The organism is Mycobacterium sp. 4858, assembly GCF_900240975.1.
Classification (GTDB): domain Bacteria; phylum Actinomycetota; class Actinomycetes; order Mycobacteriales; family Mycobacteriaceae; genus Mycobacterium.
In genome coordinates, this window is sequence record NZ_LT968775.1 from 1,059,932 (window position 1) to 1,077,117 (window position 17,186).

The window sequence follows — 17,186 nt, forward strand, 5'->3', positions numbered from 1 at the left end:
GGATGTGCGCCGCCGTCCTGGTCGCGGGCGCCGGCATCGGTGTCCCCGCGCCGGCCAGCGCCGTCAGGCCCCCGGTGGTGGAGCCCGGCCCACCACCGGCGGGGCCACCGCTTCCGCCGCAGCCGAGCGAGCTCAAAGCACTCTGCGGCGTGCCCACCGGGGTGGTGGCGGGCACCGACTTCCGCAAGCAGACCAGTGCCGACGCAATGCTCAACTACCGCTCGGCGTGGCGATTCTCGCGCGGGGCGGGTCAGAAGGTGGCGGTCATCGACACCGGGGTGAACCGCCACCCGCGGCTGCACGCGCTCGAAGGTGGGGGCGACTACGTCTCCACCACCGACGGGTTGGCCGACTGCGACGCGCACGGCACCTTGGTCGCCGGACTGATCGCCGCCGCCCCCGACAGCGACGACAGCTTTGCGGGTGTGGCCCCCGACGCTGCGATCCTGTCGATCCGCCAGAACAGCAGCGTTTATGGGCCGGTCGGCGGCGCCAACAACGCGAACGATCCCAATGCCACGTCGACGGGCTACGGCGACACCGCGACACTTGCGCTGGCCGTCACCCGAGCGGTCGATCTGGGCGCCACCGTTATCAACATTTCCGAAGCCGCCTGCGCGGCCGTCGGCACCGGATTAGATGATGCCGGACTGGGTCGCGCGGTTCGCTACGCATTCGACCGCAACGTGGTGGTGGTGGCCGCGGCCGGCAACGTCTCCGCTCAGAGCCGTTGCGCCAGCCAGAATTCGCAGAACGACCCGAACCAGCCGATGACGCAGGGCTGGGACACGGTACAAACCATTGCCACGCCGGCCTGGTTCAGCGACTACGTACTGGCCGTCGGCGCGGTGACCACCTCGGCGTTGCCGGCCGATTTCAGCCTGCACGGCCCCTGGCTGGCCGTCGCCGCACCCGGGGAGAACATCACCTCATTAGACGCCAACGGCCCGGGCCTCGTCGATGCCGAACTGGGCCAACGCGGCCTGATGCCGCTGAACGGCACAAGCTTCGCCGCTCCGCTTGTGTCGGGTGTCGTCGCGCTGATCAGATCACGCTTCCCGCAATTGACAGCCCAGCAGGTAATGGAATTGGTCAAGCGCACCGCGCACACGCCGGGCGACGGACCCAACCCCGCCACCGGGTACGGGGTGGTCGACCCGGTGGCCGCGCTGACCTATCAGCTGCCACCCTGGCAAACCGGAACCGGATCTGAGCGCGCTGCATCGATCGGTCGTGGCGCTCAACCGGATTCGCGCAAGGAGCACGCGCGTACCGTCGTGTTCGGTGTCACCGCGGCCAGCCTGGCGGTGATGGGTGCCGCCGCGGCACTGGCTGCCGCCCGACGACGCTCCCGCTGACCGACACGAGCACACGCCCGACACGGCACGTACCATCGGAACCGAACTGAGCGCCGGATCGCGGGGGGACAAAACGATGCTGCCGCACGAGGATCCATCGATCGGTGAGCCCGACGAAATCGCTGGACGCGGCACAGGTGATTCGCCGAGCGCCGCGCAGCACCGGCCGCAGTCCGGTGTCGCCACGTCAGCGCAGCCTCGCCTCCCGTTGCCGCCCTGGCAGCTGGCCAACGCGTCGATGATCACGCCGAGGGACACAGGCCAGCGATTCAGGCAACACCAGGCGGCCCCAACACCTCCATTCGGGGAACAACCGGTTAACAGAACACCACCGGAAAGGTACGGCGAACCGCCACCGCAACAAGAGGATTGGCGTGCCGGGCCGCCCCTGCCTCCGCCGTCTTGGCCGCTGCCGCCGTTGCCGCCGCCGCCACCTCTGCTGCCCCCCGGCTGGCCACCCCCACCGGGCTGGTCAGCCCCACCGGGCTGGTCAGCCCCCGAAGACCACGCCGTTGCACCGCACCACCGGTCAGCCCCCGAAGACCACGCCGTTGCACCGCACCACCCCGCGCCAGGCCAGGCCGCCATGCCGCAGGCCGCCCGGATGCCGGTACCACTGGACGAGGCCGAGATCGTCAACCGTGATCGCAGCGCGCCGCAATCTGGCTGGCGTCGACTGGTGCACCGGGCCACCGGCGGACGCATCAACCCCGGCCAGTCCCGCAAAGAGCGCGAACGTCAAGATCTGTTGGCCTTGATCCGCCAGCCCATCATTGGCGACTGCCGCATCGCGGTGCTATCGATCAAGGGCGGCGTCGGCAAAACCACCACCACGCTGGGGCTCGGATCGGCGCTGGCGCTGATGCGCCAGGACCGTGTCATCGCCGTCGACGCCAACCCCGACCGCGGCACTCTGGCCGAGCGGGTCCGCGACGCCTCGACCAACTCCTCGGTGCGCGATCTGCTGAACGATCCCAACATAACTCGCTACGCCGACGTCAGGGGTCATACCCGAATGGCGGGCAGCCGACTCGAGGTGCTGGCCAGCGAGCAAGAACCTGCGGTGTCGGAGGTGTTCGGCGAAGCCGACTACCGGCACACCATCGACATCCTGCGCAACTACTACAACATCATCCTCACCGACTGCGGCACCGGCATCATGCATTCGGCGATGGCAGGCGTACTGGACCTCGCCCACTGCATCGTGCTGGTCAGTTCGCCGGCCATCGACGCCGCCCGCAGCGCCTCGGCGACGCTCGATTGGTTGATGCAACACGGGCATTCGGCGCTGGTGCGCGACGCGCACGTAGTGCTCTCCGCATCACGACCGGGATCAGCCGCTCTGAAGCTCGACAAGGTCTACGAGCACTTCGCGTCCCGGTGTCGATCCATCCACCTGATCCCGTTCGACCCGCATTTGGCCGAGGGCGCCGACATCGACGTCGAGTTGCTCAAACCCGCCACGTTCGAGGCCTACCTGCAGTTGGCCGGTGCGGTGGCGCAGACCTTCCCGCGGGTGCACCGATCCCGCCCCTAGTGCACCAGGCGTGTCCCGCGGCGGCCGCGGACCGTGCTTCGCGACACGTGTTCGAACCCTTTTGTGCTGCAACATATAACCGGAGCAGCTGTCCGCGGACAACGCCGCCCTGCGGCAATTCGAATTCTCGGCGAACAATGCAGCGGCGCGCGTCCGGCCGGCCGGACCCGGCATAGAATTAACCGGCAGTAACGGGGTCACTCAAATCGTTGACCGCGAGTAACCTGCGCGCGTCACAGGGCTAAATGGGGGAGTGCGATGACGCTGCTCGTCGACCTGGATCGACTGGCCGGACTCGGGCCGGTATTGCAGGGACTGGCCAACGAGGCCGGGGCTTTGCGCACGGGGCCCGCAGCGGGCCCGTACCTGTCGGTACCGGGGGGCATGGAACCCGCGGTCACCGAAGCCTCCAGCATCGCTCACGACCTGATCGATTCCGTCCTCGTCGGCGCCGTGAAGCAGCGACTGTCGGAGACCGGGAAGATCATGGTCGACGTGGCCAATCAATATCGCAAGGCGGACAACAGCAACGTCAGCGAGAACACCGTGATGACCACCTACACCAATGCCACCGGTGACTGGAGTGTTCCCGCGGTGGCCAAGTGAGCCTGACCAAAACCCAGATCGAGGCGTGGAATCCGGCGACGTTGACCGCGATTGGCGAAGCCTGGACGGCGATGGGCACAAAGATCGACAGCCTGTTCGACCGATACAAATCCGCGGTCGCCAATGTCAACGGCGGCCACTGGCAGGGGGTGGCCGCGGACGCCGCGATGACCCGTGCGGAATCCGATCGACAAGCCGCCGCCCGCGTGGTCGATCATCTCGATCGGGTCGCGAAGATCGCGACCGACGGCTTCCACCAGATCGATGCGCCATTGCAGCGGGCGCGCAACGCGATCGCGGGGGCTCAACAGGCCGGCTTCACCGTCTCGGAGAACTTGGTGGTCTCCAAAGCCGACCTCACCACCAGTGCCGACTTGGCCGCTCAGGAACAGTGGCAGATCCAGATCACCGGCGCCGCCGACGCCACCGAAGAGGCCGACACCCAAGTCAAAGACGCGCTCAACGCCGCGCGCCTGGATCTGCAGGTGGCGTTCATCCAGCCCGCCACCCTCGGTACCGACCAAGGCGCAAGCGACGGTAACCAGCTGCTCAACGATCCCAGGCATCTCAGCGCCGACGAGATTCAGCGGCTCACCGCAGCGGGACTTCTCACCCCGGCGCAACTGACCGCGCTGCAATCCGGTGCCACAGTGGACATCCCGGCCTCGCAGATGCAATACATCAACGCGCTGGCCCGCTCCTTGGACGGCAAGTCGCCGCAACAGATCGAGACCATCCTCAACGAGATGCCGGCCGAGGCGCGACAAGGTGTCGCTAACGCGCTGCAACTGCTGTCCACCAACAGCGTCAGCGCCAGCGTCACCGGCGACAGCACGATCCCCGCCCACGGTGCTACGAATCTGCTGCCGCACCAGATGTACGACGCACTCAATCGTGGCGACTTGATGACCGAAGGATTCTCCCTCGTTGGTGGTTACGGCTATAACACCATCAACCTCAACGGCGTCGGGGCGAACCAAGCCAACGCGGCCATTGCGGCCATGGCCAGCCCCGGACTCAAACACGGGAGCGGTCTGGACAAGGGCGTCCTCAACGCGGCGCAACAGTATCTGCGCGGTCAGGTCGCCGCCGAAAATGACAAGCAAGCCTTGTATTTCGTCGACGGGCGCGGCCAAGAGCCCAACGCGCCGATGACCGAACAAATGTTTGCCGCCGTCGCCGATGACAAAGCGGCTGTTTCCGCGGAGCTGACCGGGTCCAACGGTCAGACCCTGTTGTCGGACGTGTTCAACCATCAATGGAGCGATCACGGTAAGACGGTCTCGCAGCTGTTCAATATCAGCTCCCAGGACGCGGTGGCCGTCCCCGGCGACCGCCCATCGGAAGTGCGCGCGGCAGAGTCCGGCCAGATCGCCCAAACCGTGGCCCAGTACATGTCGAACCACTCCAACGAACTGCTGCATCTGTCCGGCGATCCCGGAACCGCTGTCGGGCAGCGGAACCCGGACTTGATCGTCAACCTGGCCAGCGACCTGGCCCCGTACTACAGCACATTCGCCGGTTCCGAGTCGATACCGGGCGTCAGCCATTTCGCCAACTCCAGTCAGCTGGCCAACATGTACTCGGTGCTGGCCACCAACCCCACCGCCGGGGTGAATGCCGCCATCGCCACCTTCGGGCAGGAAAACGCTCTGGCGACCGCATACGGCAGCGGCCACGCACCCTACACCTACGCTCAGACCGCAGGCCAGATGCAGCACGCACTAGAAGTCGGCACCCAGTCGGCCGAAACCGCCCTCAACCAGGGCGATGTCTACAAGGCTCAGTGGCAAGCCGCCGTCAACGGTGCCAGCTACGACTCGGCGTACAAAGCCGCCGGCGCAGTGCTGAATTACATCCCCGAAGCGGGGCCGGTGATCAAGAGCCTGATCGACGTCGCCGGTCCCGGAATCAAGCCTGACGTCATCGGGATCATCAATCAAAACGCAGTGCAAAACCCGAGCAATGCCATCCCTAATGAGCACGCCGCCAATCAACTCGACACCAACACCACCGTGCAAAGCATCGTCAATGGTCTCGTGACGAAGGATCCGTCGATCGTCAACGATCCAGCCTTCGCGCCATACCGCCACGACGACAACGGCAACCCGACCATCCAGGTCAGCAACCTCAGTGCGCAAGCGGAGATAACCAAACAGCTGTATTCCCGGTACGGAATCGATGTGGGCCAATGGGAATACCAGTTCGACACCGGCATGAACGGCGGGACCATCATCCCCGCCAAGTAAACCCAACCGTCAAAAGCGAACCGTCGCTGCCCCTCCGACATTTCACCGCGGGTGTGCCGGGCCCGCGCGTTGCACGGGGCCCGGCACATCGGGTGGGCCGATTGCTCAGAAGTTGCCGGCCAGGTGCGCGTCGAGCGCCCGCGTGTCTTCCTGCTGCTGGGCACCGCCGGCGCGGGTTGCGGTGATGTCGTTGATCACGTTGTCCATCAGCGCCGAAACCTGCTGATGCTTTTGTTGCAGCGCGTCGGCGGCTTGGCCTTCATACACCGTGGACAGCACGCTGAAGACCTTCTCTACTTCTTCGCGCAACGCTTGCGCGTCGTTGAGGTTGGATTGAATGGCGTCCAAGTGGTCGTAGTTGGAGCCGTAGTCGTAGCGAATCGTGTCCATGCTCAAGTCCTTTCGTTGAGAGCTTGCTACTCGGCGTCGAGGTTGGCGAAGGTGCGCATGTTGGTCTTGCCCGTTTCGGCGACCTGGTTCAAGGCGTTGATCACCGCGGTGAAGTCCTCGTGGTGGTTTTGCATGATGTTGCCGAAACTCTGTGCCTTGTGACCCAGCCAGGAACTGGCGGTCATGGTTTGGGTGCGGTCGAGGATGTTGTTGGCCAAGGCCCTGGCATTCTGCATCGCCTGGTCGACTTGGGCGATCTTGGCCTCGGCCTCCTGCGGCGTAAGGCTGGTGGTCATAGCTCTCTCCTGAGATCTCTGAGATGTCTGTCCTGTCTTGCGGCAATGCTGCGGCGCTTGTCTGCTGCTGTCAGTCCTCCTCCCACCTCTCAGCCGAAATTTCGACAAGCTGGCTGAGCGCCTGCTTGATTGCGTTGTCGGAACCACCCTTGAGCGTGGTCCACAACTGGCCACTTGGTGAGACACTGGGTGCGGCCACTATGCGGCCACGCCTGGTGCAGAAGACGCCAACGGGGGCAGGACCGCGCAGCAGCCGGTCCGCCTCAAAGCTCAGTGCGTAACAGACGATCTCGGCGAAGGCGAGCCGCGAACCCAGTGCGGAGCCGAACATCATCGCGGTGCGCGCCGGCGCGCCTATCGCGGCCAGTTGGTCGGCCAACCGGGCCGGGTCATGGGTGCCGGTCAGGGCGTCGCTGACCGCGTGCAGCGGAGCGCCGAACGCGGCGACGTCGGCTGGCGGAGCGGCGGGCAAGTGGTGCAGCAGTGGCTTGATCGCCTCAGTCAGCACCGGCCTGCCCGTACCCAGATGCAAGGCGACGACGTTGCCCACGCGCCGCGCCCATGCCCACAGCTTCCCCCGACGCACCACTGTCACGCGCGCGGTGCCCTCCGGGGTGACCAAGCGCATCGCCAGCTCCCGATCGGGCCGTTCCAGCGCCCACAGCGGGCCGACCAATTCGTCCGCCACCGCATCATCGAAAAGTAGTTCCCGGTCAATGAGTGCGGCGGTAGCGGCCTGCGTTGCCGCTGCCAACTCGGATGCGGTGCCGTGGCGAGGCCGCACACCGAGCACTACGGGCAACGTCTGAACGCCCGCACGCGAGGCCAGCACCATCAGCTCGTCATCGCTGAGTTCCAGATGCGCGCGCAGCGAGGCGATCACAGGCGTAGCTCTCGGTCAACGCCAATCACGGGGGTGGACGCGCCGCCATCGAACATGCGCGCTGTCACCGGCTCGTCGGCCACCGTGTCAGGTGGTGGTCCCTCTGGGACCGCCAGTTGGTCGAACACCGAGGTATCGGGCACCCAGCTGACGCTGGAGGCCAACTGCGACTCGTTCGATGCGCCGGCCTGCCACCAGGGCTGCCCCGAGTAGCCCAGGCCCGCACCGGGTTCGCCAGCGCCGTCGAGTGGCTCGCCCGCCTGACTCGACTCGTACTCGCGATTCTGGTCGGCTCTTCCCAGTGCGGCAATGGGCCCATAGCCGGCGCCTGCCGCGGTGCCTCCGGTGCCGGCCGCGCCCGTTGCAGCAAACCCGTTCTGGTGTAGAGGCTTTGGCTGGGCGGTCGGCGCGATGCCGGTGGCCAGCATCGGCGCCAGCGGCGGGGCCGAAACGGTGGTTGGCGAAGCGCGCCCGCCGGCCCCGGACGACCGATCCTGGGCGTGCTCGGCCGGCGCCGGGCCGTTGCGCGAGACCTGCGGCGGGGAGGCCTGATCCCACGGTTGGGCCAGATCCGAGACCGCGTCTTCGTAGTGAGCCATCACTGCGGCGGCGTCGGCCTGGCTTGTGGTCGCCGCCTCGTCGAGTTCGGCGAACCGACCGGTGAGTACCGCGCCGCTGTAGGCGGCCAATGAGGCCATCATGTCGTGCGTGGCTTTGGCCTGTAGCGCTTCGGGGACGCTGGGCATCGCCAGCCAAGCTTCGGTGGTGGCCATGGCGGCTTTTTCGGCGCGCTGGCCGTTGGTGGCGGCGCTGAGGGCCAGTGCTTGCAGCCACCGTCCGAATTCCTCTAAGCGCCCTACCGCCGCGGTAGAGGCCTGGCTGGTCCACGCGTCACGCAGCCGGTCGACCAGCTTGTCGAAATCGGTTGACACACCGGCGAGTTCTCTGGCCACCCGCTCCCATGAGGCGCCGGCTTCGCCTACCGGAGCCGGTCCTGGGCCGTCAGTGAGGTCGCGGGCAAGCTGCTCTGTGTTGCGCGATTGCCACACCACATCCGTGAAACCCACGCCCGGACCTCCCTTTCCCGAATGGCGCGTCCAATTCCCCCGGGCGAAGTCGGCTAGGTGATCGCGTCCCCATCGAAGGTCGCGATGCTGCCCGACTGCGCGCGTAGGGTCGCACCTACGTCGTGCAACTGGCTGGCACCCTGGCCGGCGGCGGCCGCAAACGACCGGTATACATCGTTGAGAGTGGCTGCGACACGCTCGGATACCTCGTCGCGACCCGATGCGGTCACGGTCAGGTTGGCCGTCTCGTCGGCGATCACCCGCTCGATCCGATCAGCCAGCGTCGCGAGTTGGTTGCTAACTTCGGCCACCTCCGAGGGCCGAATCGACAGGGCTGCATTATCACTCACTTCGTTCTCCTCCCCAGTGCATCGGCAGTTTCGACATTTCGACGGCCGCGGCCCCTAGATTCGCAATGCCACGTCGGGTGGCTCATTGGGGTCGGATTGTCCGATAACGGCGGGCGCGGCGGTTCCCAGGTCCCCGACGATCTCGCCGCCTTGGTCCGTGGTGTGCAAAAACGACGGTGAGGTGTGGCTGCTCCCAGCACCGAGTCGCGCCCCACCGGGCGCCATCGGGCTGCCGCCGCCCATCACGCCCGCGCCGGGCGCCCCCACTGCCGACGCGGGCCGCGCTCCTGCTGTCTCGACAGCAGCGGTACCGCTGGGTGGCTGCACCATCGCCGATGTGGGGATCGACCGCGCCGCCGCAGTGGCAGCGCCGCCGGCGCCTCCCGCTACATGACCGGCGGCGCCCGCTGCGCCCCTGGCGCTTCCATGTATCGCGGTGGCCGCGGCGTCAGTCAGCGGAGCGGCAGCCAGACTCCCCGGGCCGCGTGCCGCGTTGCCCGCCTGCATCACCGATTGCAGACCCTGGCTCAGCGAGCTGGCCCCGTACGAGAGCGCCTGCGGGGCTGCAGACATCAATGACGACGCCAGTCCGCTGGTCCCGCTACCGGCCGAGCCGGCCGAGCCGGCTGCGGCCGCCGTTCCCGCTGCGGCTGTCCCGGCGGATCCAGCCGTAGCGACTTGCGGGGCAGCCGTCACGGTGACCGGCGCTCCGACGGCGGTCACCTTGGCGGCCTCGGCGCTCAACGAAGCCTGAAGTTGGGTCATCACCTCGGCTGTCGACGTAATCGCATGGTTGGCCGCGGCAATAGCGGCCGCCCACCCCCAAGGGAAAACGATGTTGGGTCCGATTGCGGCCAAGGTGGATTCAAATTCGCTGATGATCTCGATCAGCCGCGATCGCGCCTGCGCGACGTCGGCCGTCGCGGTGGTCAAGCTGCTGCGCAGCGCATCGGCTTGCGCTGCGACCTGCTTGCCGTTGGCGATCGCGGCGGTGGTCTTGTCGACGGCAGCGCCGCTCGAAACGCCTTGCCATATCCCGCCGAGCGACCCGAGCGCCTGCTGCAGAGGCCCGCCGGTCGACTGAAAGGCGTTGGTGATTCCGCCCAGCATCTGGGTCGGATCCAAGCCCTGAAAAGCGCCGTTGCCCAAAGTTCCCAGCGCCGACGTCACGGGTTGGATCAGCGCGCTCGGATCCATCGGGGTGATCGGCGCGGCTGGGGCTTGTTGGCCCATCGGCGCCACGCTCGTCGGTTCCCCGCCAAACGGTGTCGTCCCACCAATACCGGTCGGGTCAGCAAAGGAGGGGAAACCCAGGCGCGCGAGAATTTGATCGACTGGCAAATTCAAGTACTGCTGCAAATTCTGCTCTTGCGCGTCGATAACCGCTGCCGTATCGGAGTCCAGGAGCTGCGGCCCGAACCGGCCCGCCGGATCAGTTGGCGACGAAGACGTGACCATCGGCGCTTGGCTACCCGCCGTCGGCGCCGACAATGGCGGCCCTGGACGCGTCGGTGGCCGCCCCGACGCCGGCATGTACCGCGCCGACGAGCAACGTGGCGGCCAAATTCCTTGCCTGCGCGGGCCCGTACGCCGCGAGGTACGTCGCGCCGATCGGTCCGAGCGCTGCAGCCGCGGCCGACAGCATCGCCGCGGAATCGGACGATCCAGCGGCGGTAATCATCTCAGACGCCGCCTGGGACACCGCAGAAAATTCCGCCATACCGGCGGGTGCCGCGGAAAAAACGTCACTCATGTGTCGGTACTTTCCCGGTTGATGTGGTCACGTGCGGCAGGGGACAAAGGGCAATATAACGAAACGGTAACGGCTCCGGTAGTCAGCAAACTTGAACTCTGGTGCAACACAAAGGAAAATCCCATCAATCCGACACTTTCTGTTGCTGCAGCTGTGCTAGACGGGCGCCCAACTCGGACGCCAGGTAGTTGCACCGCTCGGTCACCAAAGCCTCCGCGACGCGTGCGGTTTCGACGATGAGCGCGGCCAACACACTGGGCCCAAGCCGGTGCGCGCTCGGGCCAAGCCACAGATCGGTCATCGCACCATATCCGTCGACTCGCACCCTGACGTTATGGTCACGGCTGGTCACCCGCACCGACATCGATTTAATCTGTTCGTCGACGGCCGCAACCAAATCACGCTGCTCTGCGAGCCTCGCCATGACTGCTTCGGCCAACCCGCTCACAGCGAACTCCGCCGTGCGGCCGTAGGCGTCTCCGTATCGCCGAAGGTGTCCTGCTCGGCACGGGCAAGGTCACTTTCGCTGGCCAGGTGCAATTCGCGGATCACCGTTGCGCCGAAACCCATTTCGGCCAATGTTCGCCGCCGCGCGACCTGGGCCCGCGCCGCCGACAACCGACACAACGCCAAGATCTCGGCCGCGAGTCGTTCGGGCGGCTTGTTCAGTTCGACCGCGTCGAGGTGCAGAGCAACCGGCAGGCCGCGTTCATTGGTACGAACGCATATCGTGCCGCTCAGCGAGCGCACTGGCTGCTGCGCCACGCTCAAGCCTCCCCCCGGAAACTGATACGACACCGCTGTCCGTACATCGCGGTGGCGTGGTACCCCTTTGAATTTAGTACACTGGCGGGGCCGGTCACGTTCCCCTGGTCATTAAACGGAACGTGAAAAGTAAGTTACCACTTGGTGTTTGACTGCACCGATCGCAAGAGCGAGCCTTCTCCGCATGAGCCCGACGCGCAGTGAGGAGACACGACAGCGCCGATGAGTGGCACCAGCGATGCGCAGCGGGCGTTTGATGCGGGCGTGCTTTCGCTCGGCATCCCGATCGAGGGCCTCGAGACCCAACGCGACTTGCGCTATGCGGCGCTGGCTTTCAAGCGGGCGACCGAATGCGACCCCGACATGTGCGATGCCTGGTTAGGACGTGCGGTCGCCGGCGAGGTTACCGCCGAAGTGATCTATCACCTTTACCGGAGCAGCACCATCTCGTTGGGCCGTGAACAGCGCCGGCTGGGACTGCCACCGCGCACCATGCGGGCCCGATTCCAAACCGGCCTGTTCTTGGACTATCCACTGAGCACCCTGACCGAGATATGGCTTGCCTACGCGGCCAGCATGATCAGCTCCCGGGAGTACGACGAGGCCGAACGGGTGCTCGACGGGCTGGGAACGATGCACGCGGCGCTGCCCGGCGGGGAACCCGGTTCGGAACCGATCTGTGCCTATATCCGCGGCGTGCTGCACTTCACCACTCAACGCTGGCCCGACGTCCTGACCGCACTGAAGGACTCGGCCGCCTTCACCGATGAGTACCTGGCGGCCGGTGCCCACTTGATGGTCGGCTCGGCGTGCGCGCAGCTCGGTCTGTTCGGCGAAGGGATCCGGCGGCTGGAGCAGGCCATCGATGGGCCGATTCCGGCGGCGCGGCGGGCTGCGGAGTTCTGCAAGGGATTGACGCTGCGCGAGATGGGGAACGAACACGAAGCCCGCATCATCTTCGAGCGAATCTACAGCGAGGAGCCAACTTTCGAGGCGAACGCTTCCGCCCTGACAGACCCGAAATACCGGCTCGTCGTCACGACCAGCGAAGAGATCGACTCGCGGGCCAACCGGTGGGATCCGTCCACCGCCGACCCCGGCCGTTCCGCCAACACCGAACCCGGCCATGACTACCTGCGCGAAGCTCAGCAGCAACTAGATCGGCAGATCGGCTTATCGGAGGTCAAACTGCAAGTCGCCAAACTCAAGTCGGCGGCGATGCTGGCGAAAGTGCGAGGTGACAAAGGCCTTAGCACCGCCGCGCGCAGCCTGCACCTGGTGTTCACCGGGCCGCCGGGCACCGGCAAGACCACCGTTGCGCGCGTCGTCGCGCAAACGTACTGCGGGCTGGGCCTACTGAAGACCGCGACCATCGTGGAAGCGGCGCGCCATGATTTCGTCGGCCAGCACCTGGGAAGCACAGCCATCAAGACCACCGCGACCATCGATTCCGCGATGGACGGTGTGTTGTTCATTGACGAGGCCTACTCGCTCATTCAAACCGGGCTGGCGGGCGGTGACGCCTTCGGTCGCGAAGCTGTCGACACCCTGCTGGCCCGAATGGAAAACGACCGCGACCGGCTGGTTGTGATCATCGCCGGTTACGACGATGAAATCGACCAGTTTCTGGCGTCCAATGAGGGTCTGGCGTCGCGGTTCACCAAACGCATCCGCTTCAGCACCTACAGTCCCGACGAGCTGGGAGCCATCGGGCGGGCCATCGCACGATCGCGCGACTCCGAGTTGTCCCCGCAAGCCTACGAAGAACTGGTTGTCGCCTGCCGCGCCCTGCATCAACGTCAGGCCGCCGACGCCTCTGGCCGACTTCGGCGCGGCATTGACCTGGTCGGCAACGCGCGGTTCGTGCGCAACGTCATCGAGGCCGCCGAGGACGAACGCGAATACCGACTGTCCGAATGTCACGGCGCCAGCATCGAAGACCTCGACGAAACCTCGTTGATGCGCATCGAACTTTCCGACATGCAAGCGGCACTGCAGCAGGTGCTCGGTCTGCTCACTGTTCACTCAACGACCGGAAAGTCACCATGATCCATCCCGACAAGTTCGTTCGCGACGGCAACGGCCGCTCGGCCGGAGACCAGACCCCGCCTTGGCCGGCTCCACAAACCGGGCGGGCATCGACGCCGTTTACCAGCACTGCGTCAGCTAACCCGCCTGAGCTGCCTCGCGCGCGTATGCCCAGCAACGCCGAACTGGGGCTCAGCCGGACCCGCCCGGTGCCACGCGCTGGATGGCGCAAGAAGCTGCATCAGGTCACCGGCATCAACCCGGGTGAATCGGCTGAGCAGGCCCGCCAGCGGGCCACCCTGGACCGAATCAACCAGCCCGTGCGGGGGGCCTTCAGCATCGCGGTTCTGTCCCAGAAAGGCGGGGTCGGCAAGACGACCACGGCCATCGGGCTGGGTGCCACTCTGGCCACCGTGCGTGGGGACCGGGTGATCGCGGTAGATGCCAATCCGGACTTCGGCACCCTGTCGCAACGTGGGCCCAACGAGACGCGCTCAACCGTGCGCGACGTGCTCCTCGACGAGAACATCGTGCGCTATTCGGATATTCGCCGACACACCTCGCAGGGGTCGAGCAGGCTGGAGCTCTTGGCTTCAGAGCGCGATCCGGTCACCTCAGAAGCCTTCTCCGACAACGATTACCGCGGCGTGCTCAGCGTACTGCGCAGGTTCTACAACATCATCTTGACCGACTGCGGCACCGGGCTGGTGCACTCGGCTATGAGTGCCGTGCTCGACGAAGCGGATGTGATCGTGGTCGTGGCTTCGCCCGCTATCGACTCGGCGCGCAGCGCGTTGGCAACGCTCGACTGGCTCGAGCAAAACGGCTATGGGCATTTGGCGGCGCAGACGACCGTGGTTCTCAGCGCATCGCGGCCCGGACCCACGGGGCTGGATGTCGACCTGTTGGCCAGCCACTTCGTCCCGCGCGTGCGCGCGTTGCACATCATCCCGTTCGACGACCATCTAGCCGAAGGTTCAGAAATCAATTTCGACCTGCTCAGCCGACAAACCCGACATGCGTTCCTGGAGCTGGCTGCAACGATCGCCGACGGCTTCAGCACGTTGAGCGCGCGTTCCAGGAACCAGGGTGCTCTACGACGGGACTGACTCAGCAACTGGCTCGCTGGGGGGCGTTCGGATACGCGATGTCACGGTGGCGTCGGCCACGACGGCCACGATGCCGATGGGGCACTCGTTGATTCGGTCGTAGTAGGGGCCCCGCTCGTCGGGAAAAGCGTCACGGTGACGAAATATGTTGTGCCGCTGGCTAACAAGCTGATCTCGGAACCGTGCCGACTTTAGCGCTCCGCGGCGGCCTGGGTCCGGTCGGGACTGTACGCGTCGCCGGCGGACTCGAGCCACGTATCGCGTTGGAGGTGCAACGAGGGCTTGTCTGGGCCGTTGAGCTGTCCGGCCGGGGCGAAGGTTCAACCCGGATTTCGCCGAGCTTCATGAGCTCACACCGGCAGATTGTGTCCATAGATGCAATCGCCAATAGCCCAGCGGGCCATGCCAATTCGTCACCGTGACGTATTGGGTTATCCAACTGGGGAGAGGGTCGGGGGCCGTGGACCGGGGCCGCCAGCGGCGGACCGTCAGATCCGGGCGCTTGCATTCCATGGTCGGCGCTCGGCCGGATTACCCAGTCGGACGCAGCCGCGTGGTTGCATGACATGAAGGCCGGACAAGCTACGGCTCGCGGCGCGGGACGGCATCGGGGCAATCGTAGGCATGCGACGGATTGTCTATCTGAATCACGTTCGCGAGCGCCCTTGGTCTCATTGCCTGGCAGCCGTTGTGCCGATAAGCGACATTATGTCAGGCTAAGCACTGCATATTGCACCAGATGAATCATCGCCTGACCTCTTGCTAGTCACCGCTCCTCCCGTCGCCTTTCGGCTGCGTTGCAAGACTTTCGTCCCACAGGCCCTGTGGTGCGGGCTTGTGTCGGCTGTGATCGGCCTGGTGTTGCGGGCTGGCTGGCTCAGCCAGGCACAATGATGAGCTTGCCCCGCTTGGCGAATCCGTTTTGTTCGAGTTGCGTAAGGGCTGAGATTGCTTGCGATAGTGGCACCGTTTTGGCGATGGGTAGCCGCAGCACCCCTTCGCCGGCGGCTCTCGCGACCGCCTCGATATCGGTTGTGACTGCCTTGGCGATCACGACGTGGAATGGGCCAGGCAGGGCGCTCCTGAGCATGTCCGCTGGACTCGGCTTGACGCTGATGATACGGCCGTTGGGTGTCAACATCTTTCGGGCATATCTGACTGGTAACGTGCCGGCGGCGTCCAGGACGACATCGAATCGGCGTGTGAGGGCGGTGGGATCGAAGTCGAAGTCGACGATCGGATCGATACCGAGCTCGCGTGCCTCGTCCGCCGAGCCGGCCCGGCAGCTTCCCGCCACGGCCGCCCCGTGTGCCAACGCGAGTTGTACCGCCGAGCGGCCCACTCCCCCAAGGCTTCCGTGCACGAACACCGACTCACCATGCTGCAGCTTCCCTTCGTTGAACAGGGCTTGGTAGGCGGTCAGACCGACAGTGGGAATGGCGGCCGCCGCCTCGAATGTCAAGGCGGCGGGCTTCGTGACGACACCTTTTTCTTCGGCGACGACCACGTCGGCGAACGCGCCTGACCACTTGATCGGCGGTCCCCCGAGCACTTCGTCACCCACACGAAGCCGAGTCACGTCGTCACCGACAGCTTCGACGATGCCGGCGAAGTCGTAGCCCATCCCACGTGGGAAGGTTCGGCCGGTCACCATCTTCATCGCGCCGTTTCGGATACCGAAGTCCATCGGGTTAGCAGCGGCCGCGCGCACCCGGACGAGAACATCGTCGGCGCCGAGTTTCCTGGGCTCGAAGCCTTCGAGCCGCATGACGTCCGGTCCACCGTAGCGGTGGTACTGAATTCGGTTCATCGTGGGCATGTGAGTTTTCCGATTAGTGGTGTCGTGTGTCAACGGGATAGGGGCATTGCCAGAACAGATTCGAGGAATGCCAACGTTCTGTAATGCAGCGGAGCCGCGTTGAAGTGAGCAGACCCGTGGTCGCCGCCGACGATCTCCACCAAGTCCGCCCGGACCCCCACGGCTGTGAGTGCGCGATGCAGGCGCCGGCTCTGCTCGATGCCGACGCGACGATCCCTGTCCCCGTGGGCGATCAGGAAAGGTGGCGCGCCGGGATGTGCCAGGCGGCACAGGTTTCCCCGCTCAACCACCTGCGGTTGGCTGGATGGCACGAATCCGAAGAAGCGCGCCAGCGTGCTGTCGGGACCGTGCATTCGTTCGATGGCGTCGGGGTGTGCGTCCTCATCGTGTTTGAGGAAATCGGTGGGTCCGTAGTGCTCCACGACAGCGGTCAGACCGCAGGACACTTCCGAGTAGGGTTCGTGGCTGCTCACCAGGTCGCTGTTGTCTCCGGCAAGCGCAACCGCGCTGATGAGGTAGGCGCCTGCGCTGGAACCGAAGCCCACGATGCGCTCAGAATCCAAGCTGTAGCGATCCGCGTTGGTCCGTACCCAGCGCACGGCCGTAGCGACATCTTGGATCGCGGCAGGAAAGACGGCCTCGCCGCTCAGCCGGTACTGGACCGACGCCACCGCCAGTCCAGCCTCGAGCAGAAATCGCCATGGGCCCATTTGCTTGATGCCGGTGAAAAAGCCTCCCGGATGTGCGTACACGATCACGGGAACCGGTGTGGCTGCAGGGTGGTGCGGGATGTGCAGATCCATGGTGAGTTGCCGAAATCCGATGCGAGTGGCGTACGGGCGATCCAAATAACTCGCTACCCGGGGGAAGACTTCGACCGGTGCCAGAGTGTCGAATTCGGGCCGGAGCACTGCCGAGAGCATTTCGTCAGGAATATCGACTGGCATGCCGGGAATGTGCAAGGGATGACTCCTCT

General features: G+C 65.5%; 16 protein-coding genes and 1 pseudogene. 6 read left to right on the forward strand and 11 right to left on the reverse strand.

The genetic code is table 11. The features are described from left to right. The first annotated feature begins 2 nt into the window (after nt 1-2). The 4 genes and pseudogenes from mycP (at nt 3) to C1737_RS04900 (ending at nt 5,750) form a co-directional block, all read left to right on the forward strand. Nucleotides 3-1,358 carry a type VII secretion-associated serine protease mycosin gene (gene mycP / locus C1737_RS04885; RefSeq protein WP_102417388.1) on the forward strand — a complete coding sequence of 452 codons (1,356 nt, stop codon included), beginning with the start codon at nt 3-5 and terminating at the stop codon, nt 1,356-1,358. Between the two features lie 109 nt (nt 1,359-1,467). Continuing rightward, nucleotides 1,468-2,895: pseudogene (locus tag C1737_RS04890) on the forward strand (AAA family ATPase); the annotation flags it as partial. Nucleotides 2,896-3,153: 258 nt separating this feature from the next. Further along, the gene (locus C1737_RS04895) at nt 3,154-3,501 is read left to right on the forward strand and encodes a hypothetical protein (protein WP_067927734.1); all 348 of its coding nucleotides are present in this window, start codon (nt 3,154-3,156) and stop codon (nt 3,499-3,501) included. After that, nucleotides 3,498-5,750: a hypothetical protein gene (locus C1737_RS04900; RefSeq protein WP_102417389.1), complete on the forward strand. Its 2,253-nt coding sequence runs from the start codon at nt 3,498-3,500 to the stop codon at nt 5,748-5,750. Before C1737_RS04895 ends, C1737_RS04900 begins: the two co-directional genes overlap by 4 nt. Before the next feature lie 105 nt (nt 5,751-5,855). Here C1737_RS04900 and C1737_RS04905 read toward each other — a convergent pair whose 3' ends face one another. The 9 genes from C1737_RS04905 to C1737_RS04945 all read right to left on the reverse strand — a co-directional run bounded on the left by C1737_RS04905 (nt 5,856) and on the right by C1737_RS04945 (nt 11,254). Continuing rightward, the gene (locus C1737_RS04905) at nt 5,856-6,140 is read right to left on the reverse strand and encodes a hypothetical protein (RefSeq protein ID WP_067927725.1); all 285 of its coding nucleotides are present in this window, start codon (nt 6,138-6,140) and stop codon (nt 5,856-5,858) included. A 26-nt stretch (nt 6,141-6,166) separates the two neighbouring features. Then, nucleotides 6,167-6,436, reverse strand: coding sequence for a WXG100 family type VII secretion target (locus C1737_RS04910; protein ID WP_068092423.1), 270 nt, complete (start codon nt 6,434-6,436; stop codon nt 6,167-6,169). 70 nt (nt 6,437-6,506) lie between these two features. Beyond that, nucleotides 6,507-7,319 (reverse strand): ESX secretion-associated protein EspG, encoded by an 813-nt coding sequence (locus C1737_RS04915; protein ID WP_067927721.1) that lies wholly within the window; start codon nt 7,317-7,319, stop codon nt 6,507-6,509. Then, nucleotides 7,316-8,386 (reverse strand): PPE domain-containing protein, encoded by a 1,071-nt coding sequence (locus C1737_RS04920; RefSeq protein WP_102417390.1) that lies wholly within the window; start codon nt 8,384-8,386, stop codon nt 7,316-7,318. Before C1737_RS04920 ends, C1737_RS04915 begins: the two co-directional genes overlap by 4 nt. Nucleotides 8,387-8,439: 53 nt before the next feature. Further along, complete coding sequence (locus tag C1737_RS04925) at nt 8,440-8,736, reverse strand: PE domain-containing protein (protein ID WP_102417391.1); 297 nt, start codon at nt 8,734-8,736, stop codon at nt 8,440-8,442. A 54-nt stretch (nt 8,737-8,790) separates the two neighbouring features. Then, a complete protein-coding gene (locus C1737_RS04930; protein ID WP_102417392.1) occupies nt 8,791-10,194 on the reverse strand; it encodes a hypothetical protein in 1,404 nt (467 codons plus the stop codon). Nucleotides 10,195-10,204: 10 nt separating this feature from the next. Next, nucleotides 10,205-10,417, reverse strand: coding sequence for a hypothetical protein (locus tag C1737_RS04935; RefSeq protein ID WP_231980229.1), 213 nt, complete (start codon nt 10,415-10,417; stop codon nt 10,205-10,207). Between the two features lie 196 nt (nt 10,418-10,613). After that, entirely contained in the window at nt 10,614-10,937 is a 324-nt protein-coding gene (locus C1737_RS04940) for a YbaB/EbfC family nucleoid-associated protein (RefSeq protein WP_067927705.1), read from the reverse strand. Then, entirely contained in the window at nt 10,934-11,254 is a 321-nt protein-coding gene (locus tag C1737_RS04945; RefSeq protein WP_233214702.1) for a hypothetical protein, read from the reverse strand. Before C1737_RS04945 ends, C1737_RS04940 begins: the two co-directional genes overlap by 4 nt. Nucleotides 11,255-11,476: 222 nt before the next feature. Here C1737_RS04945 and eccA point away from each other — a divergent pair, with 222 nt between their 5' ends. Both eccA and C1737_RS04955 read left to right on the forward strand, forming a co-directional pair. After that, complete coding sequence (gene eccA, locus C1737_RS04950; protein ID WP_068092439.1) at nt 11,477-13,303, forward strand: type VII secretion AAA-ATPase EccA; 1,827 nt, start codon at nt 11,477-11,479, stop codon at nt 13,301-13,303. Beyond that, entirely contained in the window at nt 13,300-14,391 is a 1,092-nt protein-coding gene (locus C1737_RS04955; RefSeq protein WP_369804361.1) for a MinD/ParA family protein, read from the forward strand. Before eccA ends, C1737_RS04955 begins: the two co-directional genes overlap by 4 nt. Nucleotides 14,392-15,268: 877 nt before the next feature. Here the strand turns inward: C1737_RS04955 and C1737_RS04960 are convergent. Continuing rightward, on the reverse strand, nt 15,269-16,210 hold the full coding sequence (locus C1737_RS04960; RefSeq protein WP_102417394.1) for an NADP-dependent oxidoreductase: 942 nt from the start codon (nt 16,208-16,210) through the stop codon (nt 15,269-15,271). A 29-nt stretch (nt 16,211-16,239) separates the two neighbouring features. Then, a complete protein-coding gene (locus C1737_RS04965) occupies nt 16,240-17,172 on the reverse strand; it encodes an alpha/beta hydrolase (protein WP_142393422.1) in 933 nt (310 codons plus the stop codon). Nucleotides 17,173-17,186: the final 14 nt, after the last annotated feature.

Coding starts and splice junctions, on each gene's coding strand:
- mycP (WP_102417388.1), top strand. CDS start 3: ATGTGCGCCGCCGTCCTGGTCGCGGGCGCCGGCATCGGTGTCCCCGCG.
- C1737_RS04895 (WP_067927734.1), top strand. CDS start 3,154: ATGACGCTGCTCGTCGACCTGGATCGACTGGCCGGACTCGGGCCGGTA.
- C1737_RS04905 (WP_067927725.1), bottom strand. CDS start 6,140: ATGGACACGATTCGCTACGACTACGGCTCCAACTACGACCACTTGGAC.
- C1737_RS04910 (WP_068092423.1), bottom strand. CDS start 6,436: ATGACCACCAGCCTTACGCCGCAGGAGGCCGAGGCCAAGATCGCCCAA.
- C1737_RS04930 (WP_102417392.1), bottom strand. CDS start 10,194: ATGGTCACGTCTTCGTCGCCAACTGATCCGGCGGGCCGGTTCGGGCCG.
- C1737_RS04935 (WP_231980229.1), bottom strand. CDS start 10,417: ATGATTACCGCCGCTGGATCGTCCGATTCCGCGGCGATGCTGTCGGCC.
- eccA (WP_068092439.1), top strand. CDS start 11,477: ATGAGTGGCACCAGCGATGCGCAGCGGGCGTTTGATGCGGGCGTGCTT.
- C1737_RS04955 (WP_369804361.1), top strand. CDS start 13,300: ATGATCCATCCCGACAAGTTCGTTCGCGACGGCAACGGCCGCTCGGCC.
- C1737_RS04960 (WP_102417394.1), bottom strand. CDS start 16,210: ATGCCCACGATGAACCGAATTCAGTACCACCGCTACGGTGGACCGGAC.